17 protein-coding genes are annotated in these 17,513 nt (G+C 73.2%); 1 reads left to right on the forward strand and 16 read right to left on the reverse strand.

The features are described from left to right. The 16 genes from eboE to ACFYML_RS24230 all read right to left on the reverse strand — a co-directional run. Positions 1 to 1,190 (reverse strand): metabolite traffic protein EboE (eboE, locus tag ACFYML_RS24155; RefSeq protein WP_387422803.1); only part of this gene is annotated, 1,190 nt, incomplete at its 3' end. Beyond that, positions 1,190 to 2,041 carry a TatD family hydrolase gene (locus ACFYML_RS24160; RefSeq protein ID WP_073835584.1) on the reverse strand — a complete coding sequence of 284 codons (852 nt, stop codon included), beginning with the start codon at positions 2,039 to 2,041 and terminating at the stop codon, positions 1,190 to 1,192. The genes ACFYML_RS24160 and eboE, both read right to left, overlap by 1 nt. Then, on the reverse strand, positions 2,041 to 2,661 hold the full coding sequence (locus ACFYML_RS24165) for an EboA domain-containing protein (protein WP_357434820.1): 621 nt from the start codon (positions 2,659 to 2,661) through the stop codon (positions 2,041 to 2,043). The genes ACFYML_RS24160 and ACFYML_RS24165 overlap by 1 nt, the downstream gene beginning before the upstream one ends. Before the next feature lie 32 nt (positions 2,662 to 2,693). Then, positions 2,694 to 3,743 (reverse strand): sugar phosphate isomerase/epimerase family protein, encoded by a 1,050-nt coding sequence (locus ACFYML_RS24170; RefSeq protein WP_387422804.1) that lies wholly within the window; start codon positions 3,741 to 3,743, stop codon positions 2,694 to 2,696. Continuing rightward, positions 3,740 to 4,633: an SCO3242 family prenyltransferase gene (locus ACFYML_RS24175; protein ID WP_387422805.1), complete on the reverse strand. Its 894-nt coding sequence runs from the start codon at positions 4,631 to 4,633 to the stop codon at positions 3,740 to 3,742. Before ACFYML_RS24175 ends, ACFYML_RS24170 begins: the two co-directional genes overlap by 4 nt. Continuing rightward, entirely contained in the window at positions 4,630 to 5,778 is a 1,149-nt protein-coding gene (locus tag ACFYML_RS24180; RefSeq protein WP_387422806.1) for an inositol-3-phosphate synthase, read from the reverse strand. Before ACFYML_RS24180 ends, ACFYML_RS24175 begins: the two co-directional genes overlap by 4 nt. Before the next feature lie 222 nt (positions 5,779 to 6,000). Continuing rightward, the gene (locus ACFYML_RS24185) at positions 6,001 to 7,206 is read right to left on the reverse strand and encodes a Gfo/Idh/MocA family protein (protein ID WP_387422807.1); all 1,206 of its coding nucleotides are present in this window, start codon (positions 7,204 to 7,206) and stop codon (positions 6,001 to 6,003) included. Positions 7,207 to 7,226: 20 nt separating this feature from the next. Further along, entirely contained in the window at positions 7,227 to 8,279 is a 1,053-nt protein-coding gene (locus ACFYML_RS24190; RefSeq protein ID WP_387422808.1) for a substrate-binding domain-containing protein, read from the reverse strand. 92 nt (positions 8,280 to 8,371) lie between these two features. Next, a complete protein-coding gene (locus ACFYML_RS24195; RefSeq protein ID WP_387272577.1) occupies positions 8,372 to 9,484 on the reverse strand; it encodes an ABC transporter permease in 1,113 nt (370 codons plus the stop codon). Continuing rightward, complete coding sequence (locus ACFYML_RS24200) at positions 9,481 to 11,094, reverse strand: sugar ABC transporter ATP-binding protein (RefSeq protein WP_357435288.1); 1,614 nt, start codon at positions 11,092 to 11,094, stop codon at positions 9,481 to 9,483. The genes ACFYML_RS24195 and ACFYML_RS24200 overlap by 4 nt, the downstream gene beginning before the upstream one ends. Positions 11,095 to 11,212: 118 nt before the next feature. After that, entirely contained in the window at positions 11,213 to 12,391 is a 1,179-nt protein-coding gene (locus ACFYML_RS24205) for an ROK family protein (RefSeq protein WP_387422809.1), read from the reverse strand. 305 nt (positions 12,392 to 12,696) lie between these two features. Continuing rightward, the gene (locus tag ACFYML_RS24210) at positions 12,697 to 13,758 is read right to left on the reverse strand and encodes a YihY/virulence factor BrkB family protein (protein ID WP_387422810.1); all 1,062 of its coding nucleotides are present in this window, start codon (positions 13,756 to 13,758) and stop codon (positions 12,697 to 12,699) included. 61 nt (positions 13,759 to 13,819) lie between these two features. Beyond that, positions 13,820 to 14,629, reverse strand: coding sequence for an ABC transporter permease (locus ACFYML_RS24215; RefSeq protein ID WP_387422811.1), 810 nt, complete (start codon positions 14,627 to 14,629; stop codon positions 13,820 to 13,822). 11 nt (positions 14,630 to 14,640) lie between these two features. Next, positions 14,641 to 15,405, reverse strand: coding sequence for an ABC transporter permease (locus tag ACFYML_RS24220; RefSeq protein WP_387422831.1), 765 nt, complete (start codon positions 15,403 to 15,405; stop codon positions 14,641 to 14,643). A 530-nt stretch (positions 15,406 to 15,935) separates the two neighbouring features. Next, positions 15,936 to 16,127, reverse strand: a complete 192-nt coding sequence (locus ACFYML_RS24225; RefSeq protein WP_387422812.1) for a DUF397 domain-containing protein — start codon at positions 16,125 to 16,127, stop codon at positions 15,936 to 15,938. Then, positions 16,118 to 16,906 (reverse strand): Scr1 family TA system antitoxin-like transcriptional regulator, encoded by a 789-nt coding sequence (locus ACFYML_RS24230; protein ID WP_387422832.1) that lies wholly within the window; start codon positions 16,904 to 16,906, stop codon positions 16,118 to 16,120. Before ACFYML_RS24230 ends, ACFYML_RS24225 begins: the two co-directional genes overlap by 10 nt. Before the next feature lie 292 nt (positions 16,907 to 17,198). On the opposite strand from ACFYML_RS24230, the gene ACFYML_RS24235 reads away from it, so the two are divergent. Beyond that, complete coding sequence (locus tag ACFYML_RS24235) at positions 17,199 to 17,435, forward strand: flavin reductase (protein ID WP_073835572.1); 237 nt, start codon at positions 17,199 to 17,201, stop codon at positions 17,433 to 17,435. Positions 17,436 to 17,513: the final 78 nt, after the last annotated feature.

The following is a 17,513-nucleotide window of genomic DNA, read 5'->3' on the forward strand; positions in this document are numbered from 1 at the left end:
ACCTCGCTTCGCTCGTTCGCCGTCGTGGCCAGCCCGAGCCCGACCAGCTCGTCGCGGGCGAAGGCCAGCTCGGCGGCGATCCCCGCGGCCAGCTCCGCGTCGGTACGCGGCCGACGCGCCGCCGGCAGCACTCCCCAGGTGTACGTCTCGACGTCGAGGTGCTCGCAGCCGGCGACCGGTCCGGCGTACAGCGCGGCGAGCGCGGCCCGCAGCACCGGCAGGGTGGACCGCAGCGGCGGCTCGGGCGGGGCGTGCAGCGGCACGTGGTAGTGCACCCGCCACGGCCCGGGCAGGCGGGCGTCGAGGGCGGCGTCGAGATCGTCGGCGGCGTACGCCGGATCGGCCGGGTCGCTGCCCTCGGCGCAGCCGGCGGCTCGGGTCTGGTGCAGGAAGCGCGGCTCCACCCAGCGGCGCAGCGCCTCGGCCGAACCCTCCGGATCGGCCGCCTCGACGGCGGCGGAGACCTGCACCTTGACCACCGGCAGCCCGGCGGCCCGGAGCCGGCCCAGCGCCTCGACCGGCTCCTCCCAGGCGCAGGCGAGGTGGGCCAGATCGAGGCAGATCCCGAGCCGGTCCGAATCCATGGTTGAGAATATCTCACGCGCCTGTCCGGTGGACTCCACCAGGCAGCCCGGTTCCGGCTCGAAGCCGACCCGGATGGTCCTCCCGGTCTCCCGCTCCACCGCGGCGAGCCCGGCCGCCAGCTCGTCGAGGCGGCGTCGGGCGGCGTCGGCCCGAGCGGCGTCCCATGGCGTACGCCAGGCCAGCGGCAGGGTGGAGATCGAGCCGCGGGCCGCGTCCTCGGGGAGCAGGTCGGCCAGCACCCGGGCCAGGTCCAGGGTGTACCCGAGCCGCTCCGGGGTGGTCCAGTCCGGGTGGTACACCGCGCCCTTCACCACCGGCGCCTGGAAGGCCGCGTACGGGAAGCCGTTGAGGGTGACCACTTCCAGCCCGCGTACGGTCAGCTCGTGCCGGAGCCGGCGGCGGGCCGCCGGGTCGGCGGCGAGCGCGGCGGCCACCGGGGCGGCCAGCCAGAGCCCCAGTCCGAGCAGGTCGGTGCCGAGCGCCCGGCGGACCGGGAGCGCGTACGTGTCGAGCTGGGCGAGGATCCCGGCCAGGTCCTCGGCCGGGTGGACGTTGGTGCAGTAGCCGAGGTGGACGGTGCTCCCGTCGGCGTGGCGGAAGCGCATCACTCGCCCCCGCGCAGGATGGAGTTGCCGGCGAAGGTGGGCGCGGGCGCGTCCACGTCGGTGAGGTCCAGCTTTCCGGACTGGCCGTAGAACTCGACCGGGTTGCGCCAGAGCACCCGGTCCACGTCGTCCTCGGTGAACCCGGCGAGCAGCATCGCCTCCCCGGTGGCCCGGGTGAGCAGCGGGTCGGAACGCCCCCAGTCGGCGGCCGAGTTGACCACCATCCGCTCGGTCCCGTACGTCTTCAGCAGCTCGACCATCCGCGGCGGCGACATCTTCGTCTCGGGATAGATGGAGAAGCCCAGCCAGCAGCCGGTGTCCCGGACCAGCTTCACGGTGACCTCGTTGAGGTGGTCGATCAGCACCCGCCCGGGGTCGATGCCGGACTCGGCGACCACCGCCAGGGTGCGCTCGACGCCGCGGGCCTTGTCCCGGTGCGGGGTGTGCACCAGGGCGGGCAGGTCGTGCCCGACGGCCAGGGCGAGCTGCCCCGCGAAGGCGGCGTCCTCGGCCGGGGTCATCGAGTCGTAGCCGATCTCGCCGACCGCGACCACGCCGTCCTTGTCCAGGTAGCGCGGGAGCAGGTCGAGCACCGGACGGCAGCGGGGGTCGTTGGCCTCCTTCGGGTTCAGCGCCACGGTGGCGTGGTGCCGGACGCCGAACTGCCCGGCCCGGAACGGCTCCCAGCCGATCAGCGAGTCGAAGTAGTCGACGAATGAGGCGGCGCTGGTGCGCGGCTGGCCGAGCCAGAACGCCGGCTCCACCACCGCGCGTACCCCGGCGGCGGCCATCCGCTCGTAGTCGTCGGTGGTGCGTGAGGTCATGTGGATGTGCGGGTCGAAGATGCGCATCACGCCTCCCTGGCGGTGGTGGGGTGCGAGCCGGCGCCGAGCCGGTCGAGCAGGGCGGTGGCGTCGGCGGGCATGGTCCGGCCGGCCGCGTTCCGCTCGGCGGCGAACGCGGCCAGCATCGCCGCCAGTTCGCCGTCCGCCCGGCCGTGCAGGTCGTCCACGTCCGCCAGCGGTACGCCGGTGAACACGCACTTGAGCACGGCCTGCCGCCAGGCCGGCTGCTCCAGGTGCCGGGCGTACGGGCCGAGCGCGGCGGCGACCAGCCGGGTGTCGTTGGTGCGGATCGCGTCGTGCAGCAGCGGCACGCAGGCCGCCCCGATCGGCAGCAGCGGCAGCGCACGCAGCACGGCCCGCTTCTCGGCGGCGTCGCCCTGCCGGTAGAGGGAGTCGGCCACCGCCGCGTGGTCGGCGGGGAGCGCGGTGAGCAGCAGCGCGCGGGCCGCCTCGTCGACCGTCCAGCCCGGCGGGTCGGGCAGCGGCCCCCGACCGCACCGCCGGGCGGCGGTGGCGAAGAGGCGTGCGATCGCCGTGGGCTCGGTCGCGACGCGGCGCAGGGCCGCGTCCAGCCACTGCGGATCGGGTACGCCCCGCAGCGCGGCGCGCAGTCGGTCGGGTGTCATTCCGTCTCCCCTCTGAGCCGGCTGGCAGGTGCTCAGCCACCGCCTTTGCTCTGCAGCCCCTTACGCAGCACCCGCGGTCCGGACGTGTTGCCTCCGTGGCTGCAGAGCAAAGGGTCCGAGTCGGTTGTCCGGGGCCGGTCGGTCCCGGCGGCGGCGTGCAGAAACTCGATCGACCGGGCGGCGACCGCCGGCGCGGCGTGCGAGTGCCGGGGCAGTTCCACGGCCACCAGGCCGCGGTAGCCGGCGTCGGCGAGAGCGCGCAGCACCGGCGGAAAGTCGATCTCGCCGGTGCCGAACTCCAGGTGCTCGTGCACGCCCCGGCGCATGTCGTCGATCTGCACGTTGACCAGGTGGTCGGCGACCGCCGTCACGCAGTCGGGCACCGGCTGCGGCTCCAGGCAGCGGCAGTGTCCGATGTCGAGGGTGATGCCGAAGCCGGGCGGCGCGCCGAGCGCGTCCCGTAGCCGGTGCCAGCCGGCGATGTCCTCGACCAGCATGCCCGGCTCGGGCTCGAACCCGAGCGGCACGCCGGCCGCCGCGGCCTCGGCGCAGACCGTGGCGCAGCCGGCGACGAGCCGGTCCCAGGCGACCGACGCCGGCACCTCCGGCGGGCGTACGCCGGCCCAGAACGAGACCGCCCCGGCGCCCAGGTCCGCGCCGATCCGCACGGCCCGGCGGAGGAACTCGATCCGCAGCGCCGGGTCGTCGTGCAGCAGCGTCGGGGCGTGCTTGTGCCACGGGTCGAGCAGGTAGCGGGCGCCGGTCTCGACCACCACGGCCAGGCCGAGCGTGGTCAGCCGGCGGTGCACCGCCGCCACCCGGCGGCCGAGCTCCGGCGCGAACGGGTCGAGGTGGTCGTGATCGAGGGTGAGTGCCACCCCCTGGTAGCCGAGGTCGGCGAGCACGCCGAGCGCGTCGTCGAGCCGGTGGTTGGCGAAGCCGTTGGTCCCGTACCCGAAGCGGAGCCCGGCCGGGTCCAGCGGGCCCCCGCGCCCGGCCGGCGCAGCCCCGGCGTCCGCCGTCGGCGAGGCGCCGTGCGGCACGGACGGGGATGGCGGGCTGAGCGCCGGCCGGCCGGTCATGTCGGCGAGACCAGTCGGGCCAGGCGGCGGCCGAGCGGGGCGGCGGCCGCCACCGCGAGGCCGAGCAGTCGGGCGCCGGCCCGGGCGGTCAGCGCGCCCTGCAACGCGGGCAGTCCGGTGATGCCCGCGCCGACGGCGGCGCGGACCCGGGCCGGTGACGGATCGGCGAGCACCCGGACCTGCGCCGACCCGTAGCTGGTGGCGTAGCCGGCGGCGAGCACGGCAGGGACCGGCTCGGTACGGCTCAGCGCGGTGGCGGCGACCAGGGCCGTGCCGGCCAGGGTGGCCTGGGGCAGCCGCCGGTCGGCGCCGGACACCTCGCGGCGGGACAGCGCGGTGACCGTCCAGGTGTGCGCGGCGACGGTCAGCGCCGCCGGCAGCGCCCGGACGAACCCCCGCCGGGCCGAGGGGACCCGGCCGGCGGCGCGCGGCGCGCTCCGGCCGGCGCCGGGGCTCGCGCCGAGCAGCACGTCCAGGCCCCGGCAGGCGGCCATCACGGCGGGGCCGGCGGCGGTGTTCTTGGCGAACAGGTCGTACCCCCAGATCGCGCCGGCGAGCGGGACCGCGACGGCGGCCGCCCGCCGGCCGCCGGCGGCCGTGGCCACGGCGAGCCCGGCGGCGGTCAGGCCGGCGGCGACGCCGAACGCGGCGGCGGGGTGCACCCGGCCGGACGGGATCGGCCGCTCGGGGCGTTCCACGGCGTCCAACCGCCGGTCGGCCCAGTCGTTGGCGGCCATGCCGGCCCAGTAGAGCAGCACCGACGCCCCGGCCAGGGCCGGCGTCCGGCGGTCCAGCGCGCCGGCCGCCGCCGCGCCGGCCACCACGTCCCCGGGTACGGAGAGCGCGGCGGGCGCCCGGACCAGTTCGGCGAGGTCGGCCAGCCGGGTCATCGCCCGGCTCCGGCGTGCAGCCCGGCGACGAAGTCGCGCAGCACCGTCCACTGCTCGGCGAGCGAATGGGCGGGCGCGTCGATGCCGTCCTTGAAGAAGAAGGCCAGCTCGGCGAGGGGGCCGCGGCGGCCGACGGAGTGCGCGGCGGCGGTGAGCCGGGCCAGGTCGAGCACCAGCGGGGCGGCCAGCGCCGAGTCGCAGCCGTGCCAGCTGAACTCCATCCGCATCCGGGTGCCGAGGAAGCCGGCGAAGGTGATCAGGTCCCAGGCGGTCTTGAAGTCGCCGAGGTCCTCGACGTAGTCGATCCGGGTGTCGCCCTGCGGGACGTAGCCGAGGGTCTCGCCGAGCACCCGCTGCTTGCTGCTCACCTTGGCGGCGTTGGCGGCCGGCTCGGCGAGCGCGGCACCGTCCCCGCCGCCGAGCAGGTTCAGCCCGGACCAGGAGCGCACGGCCAGGTTCCGCATCGCGAACATCGGTGCGAGCACCGCCTTGACCAGGGTCTCCCCGGTCTTGCCGTCGTTCCCGGCGTACGGCAGGCCGCGCTCCTCGGCCAGGGCCGCCAGCGCGGGCAGCCGGGCCCCGGTGGACGGCGTGAAGTCCACGTACGGGCAGCCGGCGGTGAACGCCGCGTACGCGTACAGCGAGCTGGCCGGCAGCACCTCGGCGGGGCCCGCCAGCGCGTCCCGCAGCGCGGCGAGGTCGTGATGGGCCGGGTGCGCGGTGGCGGCCGGTTCGGTGGTGGAGACGTTGACCACCACCACCCGGTCCAGGGCGTGCCGGCTCCGGAAGTCGGTCAGGTCGCGGGCCACGGCGGCAGCCCGCTCGGCCTGGGTGCCCTCGGTCGGGGCGGGGCGCAGCGCCGCCTCGACACCGGCCAACTCCCCGCTGAGGGCGTCCAGCAGCCGGCCGGGCAGCACCCCGGCGGCGGCGAGCGCCTCGGCCCGCTTGCTGAGCGGGCAGGCCACCACGTCATGGCCGCCGAGGACGAGGTCGGCGAAGGCCGGCAGGGCGGGCCCGCGCAGCTCGGGCAGCTCGGTGACGCAACCGGTCGGGTCGGTGAGCCCGGCCCGCAGGGCCAGCGCCCCGACGATGCTGGTGGTCGCGACCGAGCCGCGCGCTCCCATCAGCCAGACACCCGTACGCATCGTGCTCCCTCCCCAGGGTCGGGTCGGTCCGCCGGTGCGGCCGGGGAATCCCGGTCCGGCCGCACCGGAGGGCCGTGCTTGGTCGTGCCGCGCCGGAGGGGCTCCGGTGGCACGTTCCCCGGAATCCGACCTCATCCCCGCCGCGGGGCGCAACCGCGGCGGGCCCTCGCCGGTCGGGTTCCGGGAAACCTCCTCGGGCGGCGCCTGCGGGCGCCGCGTGGGTCAGGCGGCCACTTCGGCCAGCGCCGGTTCCACCTCCGTCCAGCTGGCGAGCTCCGCCGAGCGGGTCACCGCGTCCAGCACCAGCTGGACCTGCAACGCGTCGGCGAACGACGGCGCCGGGTCGGTGCCGGTGGCGATCGCCTCGACGAAGTCGCGCATCTGGTGGGTGAAGGAGTGCTCGTAGCCGATGATGTGGCCGGGCGGCCACCAGGCCGACATGTACGGGTGGTCGCCCTCGGTCACCAGGATCCGGGTGAAGCCCTGCTCGGCGGTGGGCCGGGTGGCGTCGTAGAACTCCAGCTCGTTGAGGCGTTCCAGGTCGAAGACCAGGGTGCCGAGCGAGCCGTTGATCTCCACCCGGAGGGCGTTCTTGCGGCCGGTGGCGAACCGGCTCGCCTCATACGTGGCGAGCGCCCCGCCGTCGAGCCGGGCCACGAACGCCGCCGCGTCGTCCACGGTGACCTGACCCATCGCCTGGCCGTGGCCGTCGGCCTGCGCGGCCAGGCCGCTCGACCCGGCCGGCAACGGCCGCTCCTTGACGAAGGTCTCGGTCACCGCGCTGACCCCGGTGATCCGCTGCCCGGTGACGTACTGGGTGAGGTCGATGATGTGCGCACCGATGTCACCCAGCGCGCCGGAGCCCGCCTTGTCCTTTTGCAGCCGCCAGACCAGCGGGAACTGCGGGTCCACGATCCAGTCCTGCAGGTACGCCGCGCGGACGTGCCGGATCTCGCCGAGCCGACCGTCCGCGACGAGCTGCCGCATCATGGTGACCGCGGGCACCCGGCGGTAGTTGAACCCGCACATCGCCCGGGTCCCGGCAGCCCGGGCCTGGGCGGCGGCGGCCGCCATCTGCCGAGCCTCCTCGACGGTGTTGGCGAGCGGCTTCTCGCACAGCACGTGCTTGCCGGCGGCCAGCGCGGCGATGGCGATCTCGCAGTGGCTGTCCCCCGGTGTGCAGATGTCGACCACGTCGATCTCGTCGGACTCGACGAGCCGCCGCCAGTCTGTGGTGTGCCCCTCCCAGCCGAGCCGGCCGGCGGCGTCGGCCACCTTCAGCTCGTCCCGGCCGCAGATCAGCGCCATCCGCACCCGCGCCGGCAGGTCGTACACGCGGTTCACGGTGCGCCACGCCTGTGAGTGCGCGGCGCCCATGAACGCGTAGCCGACCATGCCGACCCGCAGGACATTGTCGTGATTGGACAAGGTGGGTCTCCCCCCGTGTATCAGAACCCGAGCTTCAGGTAGTCGCCCGCGTTCTCCTTGGTGATCGTCTCGGAGGCGAGCACGATCTCCTTCGGGACCTGGAGTTCCACCAGGTCCGACATGCCCTTGTTCTGGCCGATCAGGCGGGCCAGCGAGATGGCCGAGGAGGCCATCGACGGGCTGTAGGTGACGGTCGCCTTCAGGACGGTGTTGTCGGCCTGGATGTCCTCCATGGCCTTCTTCGAGCCGGCGCCGCCGACCATGAAGAATTCCTTGCGGTTGGCCTGGTTGACTGCGGCGAGGACGCCGATGCCCTGGTCGTCGTCGTGGTTCCAGAGCGCGTCGATCTTGGGCAGCGCCTGGAACAGGCCGGTGGCCGCCTGCTGGCCGGAGTCGGCGGTGAACTCGGCCGGCCGGCGGTTGGCCACCTTCAGCCCGTACGACGCCAGGGTGTCGGCGAAGCCCTTGGAGCGTTCCTGGGTCAGCTCCAGCGAGTCGATGCCGGGGATCTCGCCGATCACCGGGTTGCTGACGCCCTTGGCCTTGAGCTGCTCGTAGATGTAGGTGGCCGCGGCCACCCCCATGCCGTAGTTGTCGCCCTTGATCTGCAGGCGGTAGGCCCGCGCGTCGGGGAAGGCCCGGTCCAGGTTGACCACCGGGATACCGGCCTTCATCGCCTCCAGGCCGAACGCGTTGAGCTCCTTGCCGTCGTGCGGCAGCAGCACGATCACGTCGGGCTTCTGGGAGATCAGGGTGGACAGCGCGGCGCGCTGGGCCGCCGCGTCGGCGCCGGCCTCCACGGACTTGAGCTCCACGTCGGAGTACGCCCCGGCCTGCGCCTTGGCGTTGTTGGTGATCGCGGCGATCCAGCCGTGGTCGGCGGCCGGCGCGGAGAAGCCGATGGTCACCTTCTTGCCGGGCTCGCTGTTGCCGCCGGTCGCGGCGGCCTTGGTCTGCGCGGCGGTGGGCGCCTGCTCGTTGCTGGTGCAGCCGGCGAGCACGACGCCGGCGGAGAGCGCTGCTCCACCGAAGAGCAGCCGGCGGCGCGACAGGTCGCGACCCTGCGTTGTCATGACGGCCTCCTGGATGAGGTGGTGGGGTGAAAATGGGTGTGCTGGGCCCGGCCACCGTCGCTGTCGAGGTGGCCGCCGGTGTCGCGGTCGGATCAGGTGGTGCTGGTGGCCCGGTTGCGGCGGAGGAACTGGGTGAGGCTGCCGAACTGGACCTGCTGGACCAGGACGGCGGCGACGATGATGCCGCCCTTGACCATGTTCTGGGCCTCCGTGGAGAGGCCGTTGATGGCGAAGAGGTTGGTGATGGTGGAGAAGATGATCACGCCGAGCAGGGAGCCGACGATGGTCCCCCGTCCGCCGCTGAGCAGCGTGCCGCCGATGATCGCGGCGGCGATCGCGTCCAACTCGTAGAGGTTGGCCATGGCCGCCTGCGCGGAGGTGGCCTGCGAGGTGAGCATGACCGCGGCGATACCGCAGCACAGCCCGGAGAGTGCGTAGAGCAGCAGGGTGTGCCGGCGGACGTCGATGCCGGCGAGCCGGGCCGCCTCCGGGTTGCCGCCGACCGCCACCGTGCGGCGGCCGAAGGTGGTGCGGTTGAGCAGCACCCAGCCGGCCACCACCACCGCGGCGAGGATGTAGACCAGCAGCGGGATGCCGAGCAGGTTCGTGCTGGCGATGCCGTTGATGAAGGTGTCGTTCGAGACCTGGGTCTGCTTGTCGGAGATCTCGGCCGCCAGGCCGCGGGCGGCGACCATCATGGCCAGCGTGGCGATGAACGGCACCAGCCGCCCGTACGAGATGAGCAGGCCGTTGACCAGGCCGACCGCGAGCCCGACGGTCAGCGCGCTGAAGATCATGCCGCCGGCGCCGTAGCTCTGGGTGGCGAGCGTGGTGGACCACACGCCGGCGAGCGCGACGATCGCGCCGACCGACAGGTCGATGCCGCCACCGATGATCACGAAGGTCATCCCGACGGTGACCACCCCGACCACCGAGGCGAGCTTGAGGATGGTGAGCGTGTTGCCCCACACCCAGCTCGCGTTGCCGTAGAGGTCGGGCCGGGTGAGGATGCCGATGACGACCAGCACCAGCAGGGTGGCCAGCAGGCCGAGGTTGCGCCGGGCGCCCTCGCCCCCGTCACCGCGCCACCAGGAGAGCCGGGCCGGCGGCTCGGCCTTCGCGGTCTCGGCCGGGTTGACCGGCGGCGACTGGGCCGGCAGCCCCGCCGCCCGTTCCGGTGTGGCCGTGGGTGTCGTCTCGGTCATGCCGGCGCACCTTCCATGAGGGACCCCGCCATGACGAGGTCGAGCACGGTGTTCTCGTCGATTTCGCCGGCCGGGGCCTCCCGGACCACCCGGCCCTCCCGCATCACCAGCACCCGGTCGGCCAGGCCGAGCACCTCGGGCACCTCGCTGGAGACCAGCAGCACCCCGACGCCCCGCGCGGCGAGGGCCCGGATGACCTGGTACAGCTCGGCCCGGGCACCCACGTCCACGCCCCGGGTCGGCTCGTCGAGCAGCAGCAGCCGGGTGTCCCCGAGCAGCCACCGGCCGACCACCACCTTCTGCTGGTTGCCGCCGGAGAGGGTGCGCACCGGCCGGCGCACGTCGCGGGGCCGCAACTCCAGGGAGTCGGCGATCTGGTCCGCCTCGGCCCGTTCCCGGCGGGCGTCGGTGAAGCCGAGGCGGGCGTACCGGCCGAAGGTCGCCAGGGTGACGTTGCGGTAGATCGGCTCGCCGAGCAGCAGCGCCTGGCTCTTGCGCTCCTCCGGGGCCATGCCCATGCCGGCCCGTACCGCCGCGCCGACGCTGCCCGGGCGCAGCGTGCGGCCGCCCATCCGGACCGTGCCGGCGTGCGCCCGCCGGGCGCCGTAGATGGTCTCCAGCAGCTCCGAGCGGCCGGAACCGACCAGCCCGGCGATGCCGACGATCTCCCCGGCCCGCACGGCCAGCGACACGTCGGCGAACTCCCCGGACCGGGTCAGCCCGTCGACCCGCAACAGCTCCGCGCCGGCGGTCTCGTCGGCCGGGCGCTCCGGGAAGACGTACTCGATGGTCCGCCCGGTCATCCGGGCGACCAGGTCGTTGGTCGGGGTGTCGCGGGCCGGCAGGTTCGCCGCCGTGGTCCGGCCGTCCTTGAGTACGGTGACCCGGTCGCCGATCTCGCGGATCTCCTCCAGCCGGTGCGAGATGTAGATGACCGCGATGCCCTGCGCGGTGAGTTCCCGGATGATCCGGAACAGGTTGCCCACCTCGTCGTGGGCGAGCACGGCGCTCGGCTCGTCCATGATGATCAGTCGGGCCTCGTGGGAGAGCGCCCGGGCCATGCTGACGATCTGCTTGCCGGCGGCGGGCAGGTGCCGGACCAGCCGGCCGGGCGGGATCTCCGGGTGGCCGAGCCGGGCCAGGATCTGCCGGGTACGCCGGGCCATGTGGCCGCGGCGGACGAAGCCGAGCCGGCGCGGCTCGTGACCGAGGAAGGCGTTCTCCGCCACCGACAGGTCCTCGACCAGGTCGAGCTCCTGGTAGATGGTGGCGATCCCGGCCCGCATCGCGGCCTGCGGGTTGGCGAAGCTCGCCGGCTCACCGCGCCACTCGACCTCGCCGGAGTCCGGCCGGTGCACCCCGGCGAGCACCTTGATCAGGGTGGACTTGCCGGCGCCGTTCTGACCGAGCAGGCAGTGCACCTCGCCGGCCCGGACCTCCAGCTGCACCCCGTCCAGCGCGCGTACCCCGGGGAAGGTCTTGACGACGTCGGTGAGGCGCAGGACCACCTCGCCCGCGACGGTGTCGGCGGGGGCCGCCACCAGCGGCTTTGTCACGTCGGCCTCCTTGCTGTCCGCCGGCGCGGCGGGCGGTTCCGGGACGGCGCGCATCCCCTGGCCGGCCCCACCGACCCCGCGCCGTCCCGGAACGGCCCCGTCTTCGTGCTGAGTCACGATGCCTCCTCAGTTCGCGACTGCGGGGCTCGCAAACCCGGCTCACTCCTCGCGCTCACGACGCCTCCCCGAAGGCCAGGTCGCTGGCGAGCACGGCGGCGCCGGCCACCCCGGCCCGGTGGCCGAGCTCGGAGAGGACGACCGGCAGGTTGCCGGTGGCCAGCGGCAGCGACCGGCGGTAGACCACGCTGCGGATCTCGGCGAGCAGGATGTGGCCGAGCTGGGCGAGCCCACCACCGATCACGATCATCGACGGGTTGGTGAAGCTCACCAGCCCGGCCAGCACGCTGCCGACCCGGCGGCCGCCGTCGCGGATGAGCTGGATGCAGGTGACGTCCCCCTCGACCGCCCCCTGCGCCACGTCCAGCGCGGTCACCGTGCCCCGCGCGGCCAGCCGGTCGGCGAGCGCCGGGGAGACCCCGGCCCGGGCCGCCGCGGTGGCTTCCCGGGCCAGCGCGGCGCCGCTGAAGACGGCCTCCAGGCAGCCGAGGTTCCCGCAGGAGCACATCGGACCGTTCGGATCGACCTGGATGTGGCCGATGTCGCCGGCGCACCCGTCGGTGCCCCGGTAGACCTCGCCGTTGAGGTAGATGCCGCAGCCGATACCGGTGCCGATCTTGATCAGCAGGAAGTCGTCCACCGAGTGGGCGACCCCGCCGTGCCGCTCACCGATTGCCATGATGTTCACGTCGTTGTCGACCACCGCCGGGCAGCCGTGCTCGCGGGTGAGCACCTCGCGCACCGGGAAGCGGTCCCAGCCCGGCATGATCGGCGGCGAGACGGGCACGCCGTCCCGGAAGCTCACCGGCCCGGGGACGCCGATGCCCACCGCGTCCAGCCGCTCGTACGCCCCGTCCACCTTGGCCTTGTGCAGCAGCTCGTTGACCCGCTGCAGGATCACCTTCGGGCCGGAGCGGATGTCGGCCGCCTCGGTGTACGCGGCCACCGGCTCGAGCCGGCCGTTCACCACCTCGACGTCGATCGAGCTGGCGCCCAGGTCGACCGCGGCGAAGCGCAGGTGCGGGCTCAGTTCGACCAGCGTGGAGCGCCGTCCGCCACGGGACGCGGCCAGCCCCGCCTCGGCGACGTACCCGAGCCCGACCAGCCGCTCCAACTCGGCGAGCAGGCGGGGGCGGGGCATCTGCAGGCGGTCGCCGAGCTCGGCCCGGGACACCGCCCCTTCGTCCCGGAGCAGTCGCAGGAGTCGTACGTGCAGGGGGTCCACAGTCCGCACCGGCACACCTCCGCATCGGAGTGGTTCACATCGACGCAACGGCGACGTGTCGTGTCCGACACAGTAGGAGCCTTCCGGGTCACGTGTCCATAGCTTCGGCACATCTGATCCAAACTTTTGTCCATGTGAACAAAAGCCGGGGTGTGGATCACGAAAAGCGTGATCCTCTTCAGATCAATGGACGGCGCGGCGTGACCGCCCGACAGCGGCTGGTCGGCCATCTGGCTGAACCACGGTTCGCCCGACCGCCACCGCCCCGGCCGCGACGGGCGACGAGCGCGGCGGGCGCGGCGGGCGCGGCGGAGTCAGCGGCCGGTGGTGGGCTTGCGCTTCTTCCTGAGCTTGCGGTCGTCGCGCAGCTCGACGTACGGCTCCGACTCGGCGGGGTGCCCGGCCGCGATGGCACGACCCCGCTCCAGCTCGGCATCGAACTCCGCGCCGAGCAGGATGGCGATGTTGGTCAGCCAGAGCCAGACCAGGAAGACGATCACGCCGGCCACCGACCCGTACGTCTTGTTGTACGAGCCGAAGTTGCCGACGTAGAGGGCGAACAGCGCGGACACGACCAGCCAGATCACCACGGCCAGCACGCCGCCGGGGCTCACCCAGCGGAAGCCACCGTGGCGGGCGTTCGGCGAGGCCCAGTAGAGGATGGCGAACATCAGGCTCACCAGGATCAGCAGCACCGGCCACTTGGCGATGTTCCAAACGGTTACGGCCGTCGAGCCCAGGCCGATCGCGCTGCCCACCTGCGTGGCCAGCTTGCCGGTGAAGACCACGATGACCGAGGCGGCCAGCAGCATCACCCCGACCAGGAAGGTCACCCCGAGCCGGATCGGCAGCGTCTTCCAGATCGGCCGGCCCTCCGGCACGTCGTAGATCCTGTTGGAGGCACGCATGAACGCGGCGATGTAGCCGGAGGCCGACCAGAAGGCGCCCAGCACACCGACGACCGCGGCGATACTGGCCAGGCCGCCCGAGCTGCTCGCCTGGGCGATCGCGATGTCGATGATGTGCCGGATGGTCGGCTGTGGCGCCGTCTGGTCGAGGGTGTCCTTGACGCCCTTGACGGCACCCGGGCCGAGCAGGCCCACCACCGAGATGAGCGCCAACATGCCCGGGAAGATCGAGAGCACCCCGTAGTAGGTGAGCGCGGCCGCCCGATCGGTCAGGTTGTCCTGCTGAAACTCCCGGACCGTGCGCTTGAGCGCCGCCTGCCACCCGGCGCCCGGCAACGCCGTCGCGCGCTCCGGGCCCTCGTCCGGGCCGGCCGGCCCGGTCCGCCCCGAACCGTCCCGTCCGCCCGAGGTGTTGCCCGAATCGTCGCGGTCCCACCCGCCCCGGGCGGAAGACTCGTCGGTGGCCATCGGCCCTCCCTCGTGGTCGGCGTTGTCCCCACGAGTGCCCGACGGCAGGCCGGTTAACCGCCTACTTGTAGAGCAACCTCCCCATCCGCCGGGAGGCGAGCGCGAGCATCCCGGCGGTCAGCGCCAGCAGGTATGCCACGTCCGCCAGCCACGACCAGCCGGACACCCCCACGCAGACCTCGCGGATCAGGTGCACCGACCGGTAGAGCGGGGTCACCTCGACCACCCACCGCAGCGCGGCCGGATAGGCCTCGGCGGGCACGAACGTCCCGGAGAAGAGGAAGAGGGTGAACTGGGCCGACCCCATCAGGTCGAAGTCCTGCCAGCTGCGCAGGAGGGTGGAGACGGTCATGCCGAGCGCGCCGAACGCGAAACCGATCAGCACCGCGGCCGGGAAGGCGAGAACGGCCCGCGCGGCGGTGGTCAGGTCCATCGCCACCATGATCATCAGGAAGGCGGCGGAGTAGAGGCTGCCCCGGATCATCGCCCAGCCCAGCTCGCCGAGGGCGATCTCGAACGGCTGCACCGGGGTCGCGATGATCCCGTCGTACAGCTTCATGTACTTCATCTTCCCGAAGAAGTTGAAGGTGGTCTCCGACAGCGCACCGCTCATCGCCGAGGAGGCGAGCATCGCCGGGGCCACGAACGCGGCGTACGACACCACCTGCCCGCCGGGCAGGGTGAGGTCGCCGACCAGGGCGCCCACCCCGACCCCGATCGAGAACAGGTAGAGCACCGGCTCCAGGAAACCGGAGAGCAGCACCAGCCAGTACGCGCTCCGCAGCGCGGTGAGATTGCGCTCGGCGACCGAGGCGGAGCGGCGCGGCGCCCCCTCGAAGCTGACCAGCCGGGGCAGGACGAGACTGACCACGACATCCTCCCCTAGACGACGAGCGAGCGGCGGAACACGCGCCGGGCCAGCAGCCCGCCGGCGGCGGCCCAGGCGGCGAGGTAGAGCAGGTGGCCCGTGATCGACCACTGCGGAGCGACGCCCAACGTGGCGGCCCGGCAGAGGTCCACGGCGTGCCAGAGCGGGGTCGCGTAGGCCACCTGGCGCAGCCCCGCCGGCAGCGACTCGACCGGGAAGAACACCCCGGCGAAGAGGGTCATCGGGATGATCGCGAAGCGGAACAGCAGGGCCAGGTAGCTGTCGCTGGGCACGGCGGCGCTGAACGCGAAGGTCGGCGCGGCGAGGGCCAGGCCGAGCAGCAGGCTCACCGGCAGGACGGCCACCGCCCAGGGCGACCGCAGCGCCCCGAACAGGGCCGTCACGAGCAGGAACGCCGCCGTGCTGGTGAGCACCCGGAACAGCACGTAGGCGAGGTGGCCGGCGAGGATGTCGCCGATCCGCAACGGCGCCGCCACCTGGGCGTGGTAGGTCCGGATCCAGCGGAAGTTGCTGTGCACCGGCCAGGTGGACTCGGCGACCGCGATCTGGAGCGCGGTGGAGGCGATCAGGCCGGGCACCAACCAGTGGAGGTAGGGCACCCCGCCGACACCCCGGTCGACGTACGCGCCGACGCCGACGCCGAAGCCGAGCACGGTGAGCACCGGCAGCAGGAAGGACGAGAAGACGCTCGCCCGCCAGGTGCGCCGGTAGCCGACCAGGTAGTGCGCGAGCACCGCCAGCGCCGGCACCCGGGGCATCGCCGGCCCAGCCCGCTCCGCCACGCTCACGTCGACCCCCCGTCCGCCGTCCACGTCGTTCCTACCGCTCGGGTACGACAAGACCGCCCACCCTACGACGGCACCCCGAGACCGTCGTGCCGTTTTCGGCTGGCCGGCGAACTCCCGCCGGCCGCCGCCGGCGCGACGGACACCACCTCGGACGGTGAACACCCCGTGATCACGGTCCGTCACGTCGATTGCGGCGGCCGGCATCTGATGCCGCGCCCTTTGCTCTGCAGCCACGGACGCAGCGGACACCCAGCGTGCCTGCTGCGCCCGTGGCTGCAGAGCAAAGCGGGTGCAGGGGAGTTGGCTGGCCGCAGGAGGTCGGTCAGGAAGAAGCAGCTCAGCGGCGTTTTCCCGAGCCGAATGGCTGGGTTAGGTCGGTTGGTCCGTGGCGTCCCCGATCACGCTGCGTGCCGGATAGCCGGAACCTCACAATGTCACTCTGTGTCAACGACTGGCATCGGTTGTACAAAGTTGGCGTGCACCGGCGCACGCCGCCACCGCTACGGCCGCTCGGCGACCCGCGCGACGAACACGCGCCAGGCATCGGGGCTGACAACCAGCACCGGGCCGCTCGGGTCCTTGGAATCGCGCACGGCGACCACGCCGGGAAGGTTGTCGGCAACCTCGATGCAGGCGCCGCCGCTGCCGTTGCTGCGGGTGCTCTTGCGCCACCGCGCGCCGGTCAGATCCATGTCTCTGCCACTTCCGCTATCAGATCGAGGGACTGCTGGTGCGATAGTGCCTCGCCGCGGATCGACTCCCAAACCTCAACCATTTGCTGCACATACTCCGCGCGGTCGATCGCCTGCCCGTGGCGTTGCCCTTCCAGGTAGACGATGTTCTCCCCGGCTGGCGAGGTGGCGATCACGAAGGGGCCGTCGAGCCCAGCGTACGCGCCGGCGGTCAGTGGCACGACCTGGATACGGACCCGCGGAAGCGTGGAGTCCAGCTTCACCAGGTGCTGCAACTGCTCGCGCATCACCTCCGGTCCGCCAATGCGGCGACGCAGCACGTGCTCGTCGACAACCACGCTGAGCAGCGGCGGCCGGTCCCGGGTGAGCACACTGTGCCGGTCGAGCCGGGCCATCACCTGCTGCTCGATCTCGTCTGCTGCGAACAGGCCGGCACCGGCCAGGACGGCACGGGCATACCCCTCGGTTTGCAACAGGCCCGGCACGTAGAGCGGCTCGAACCAGCGCAGCGCTGTGGCCTCCTGTTCGATGCCGGCCCAGTCGCGGAACCACGGGACCACGGTCTCCCGGCTGATCCGCCGCTGGATGCGTTCGAACCGCCCGTCCGCGCCGAACACGGTGTCGCACCGGCGCGCGAAGTCGAGGCTCGGCCGGCGTTCGGAGGTCTCCACCTTGGCGACCAGGGCACCCGAATAGCTCAGCGCCTCGGCCAGCGCGGTCTGCGACATGCCGCTGCCGGCCCGGGCGAGCCGCAGTTCCTCCGCGAAGTGGTCCAGCATGGACGAGCTTTCCACGGACACCCTCCGTACATCTTCGTACCGCCTTGGGCCGGCCGCCGTACGCGCTGGTCGTCGGCGCGCGGGACCTCCCACCGTAGTCGCGTCCTCAGCAGACTGTCACGCAGCGGAACCGCTCACGGGATCGGACGGCGGGCGGAACCAGGCCGGGGGCGTCCTGCGGACAACGAGGTCCAGGGCGCCCCCTCCCACCCCGACGGAGGCTCACCATGCACGGACCGCAGGAGCCGCGCGGACCGCAGGAGCCGCATGGGCTCGAGGAGGGCACGCACTGATGCCCCGCTACCGCCCGCACGTCGCGGCGCGCCCGTCCTGGCGGTGCCGGGTGTGCGGGGCCGCATGGCCGTGCTCCCCCGCCCGGCTGGCGCTGCTCGGCGAGTACCGCGAGAACCGGACCGGCCTGCTGATCTACCTCGGCACGCTGATGCACGAGGCCATGACCGACCTGACCGGCCAGCTCCCGCCGCAGCGCCTGACCGACCGCTTCCTGACCTGGGCCAGAGCCCGTTGAGCCGAACCGTGATCGCTGACAGCTCAGCTGCTCGACACGCCGCCACGAGTGCAGCCTGAGCGTCAACGATCGGCGCCA

Source organism: Micromonospora sp. NPDC007230, from assembly GCF_042869115.1.
GTDB lineage: Bacteria > Actinomycetota > Actinomycetes > Mycobacteriales > Micromonosporaceae > Micromonospora.

Bases quoted from the DNA above. Each gene is read 5' to 3' on its own strand.
- ACFYML_RS24160 (WP_073835584.1), bottom strand. From the start codon at position 2,041: ATGCGCATCTTCGACCCGCACATCCACATGACCTCACGCACCACCGAC.
- ACFYML_RS24165 (WP_357434820.1), bottom strand. From the start codon at position 2,661: ATGACACCCGACCGACTGCGCGCCGCGCTGCGGGGCGTACCCGATCCG.
- ACFYML_RS24170 (WP_387422804.1), bottom strand. From the start codon at position 3,743: ATGACCGGCCGGCCGGCGCTCAGCCCGCCATCCCCGTCCGTGCCGCAC.
- ACFYML_RS24175 (WP_387422805.1), bottom strand. From the start codon at position 4,633: ATGACCCGGCTGGCCGACCTCGCCGAACTGGTCCGGGCGCCCGCCGCG.
- ACFYML_RS24180 (WP_387422806.1), bottom strand. From the start codon at position 5,778: ATGCGTACGGGTGTCTGGCTGATGGGAGCGCGCGGCTCGGTCGCGACC.
- ACFYML_RS24190 (WP_387422808.1), bottom strand. From the start codon at position 8,279: ATGACAACGCAGGGTCGCGACCTGTCGCGCCGCCGGCTGCTCTTCGGT.
- ACFYML_RS24195 (WP_387272577.1), bottom strand. From the start codon at position 9,484: ATGACCGAGACGACACCCACGGCCACACCGGAACGGGCGGCGGGGCTG.
- ACFYML_RS24200 (WP_357435288.1), bottom strand. From the start codon at position 11,094: ATGCGCGCCGTCCCGGAACCGCCCGCCGCGCCGGCGGACAGCAAGGAG.
- ACFYML_RS24210 (WP_387422810.1), bottom strand. From the start codon at position 13,758: ATGGCCACCGACGAGTCTTCCGCCCGGGGCGGGTGGGACCGCGACGAT.
- ACFYML_RS24220 (WP_387422831.1), bottom strand. From the start codon at position 15,405: ATGCCCCGGGTGCCGGCGCTGGCGGTGCTCGCGCACTACCTGGTCGGC.
- ACFYML_RS24225 (WP_387422812.1), bottom strand. From the start codon at position 16,127: ATGGATCTGACCGGCGCGCGGTGGCGCAAGAGCACCCGCAGCAACGGC.
- ACFYML_RS24230 (WP_387422832.1), bottom strand. From the start codon at position 16,906: ATGCTGGACCACTTCGCGGAGGAACTGCGGCTCGCCCGGGCCGGCAGC.
- ACFYML_RS24235 (WP_073835572.1), top strand. From the start codon at position 17,199: ATGCCCCGCTACCGCCCGCACGTCGCGGCGCGCCCGTCCTGGCGGTGC.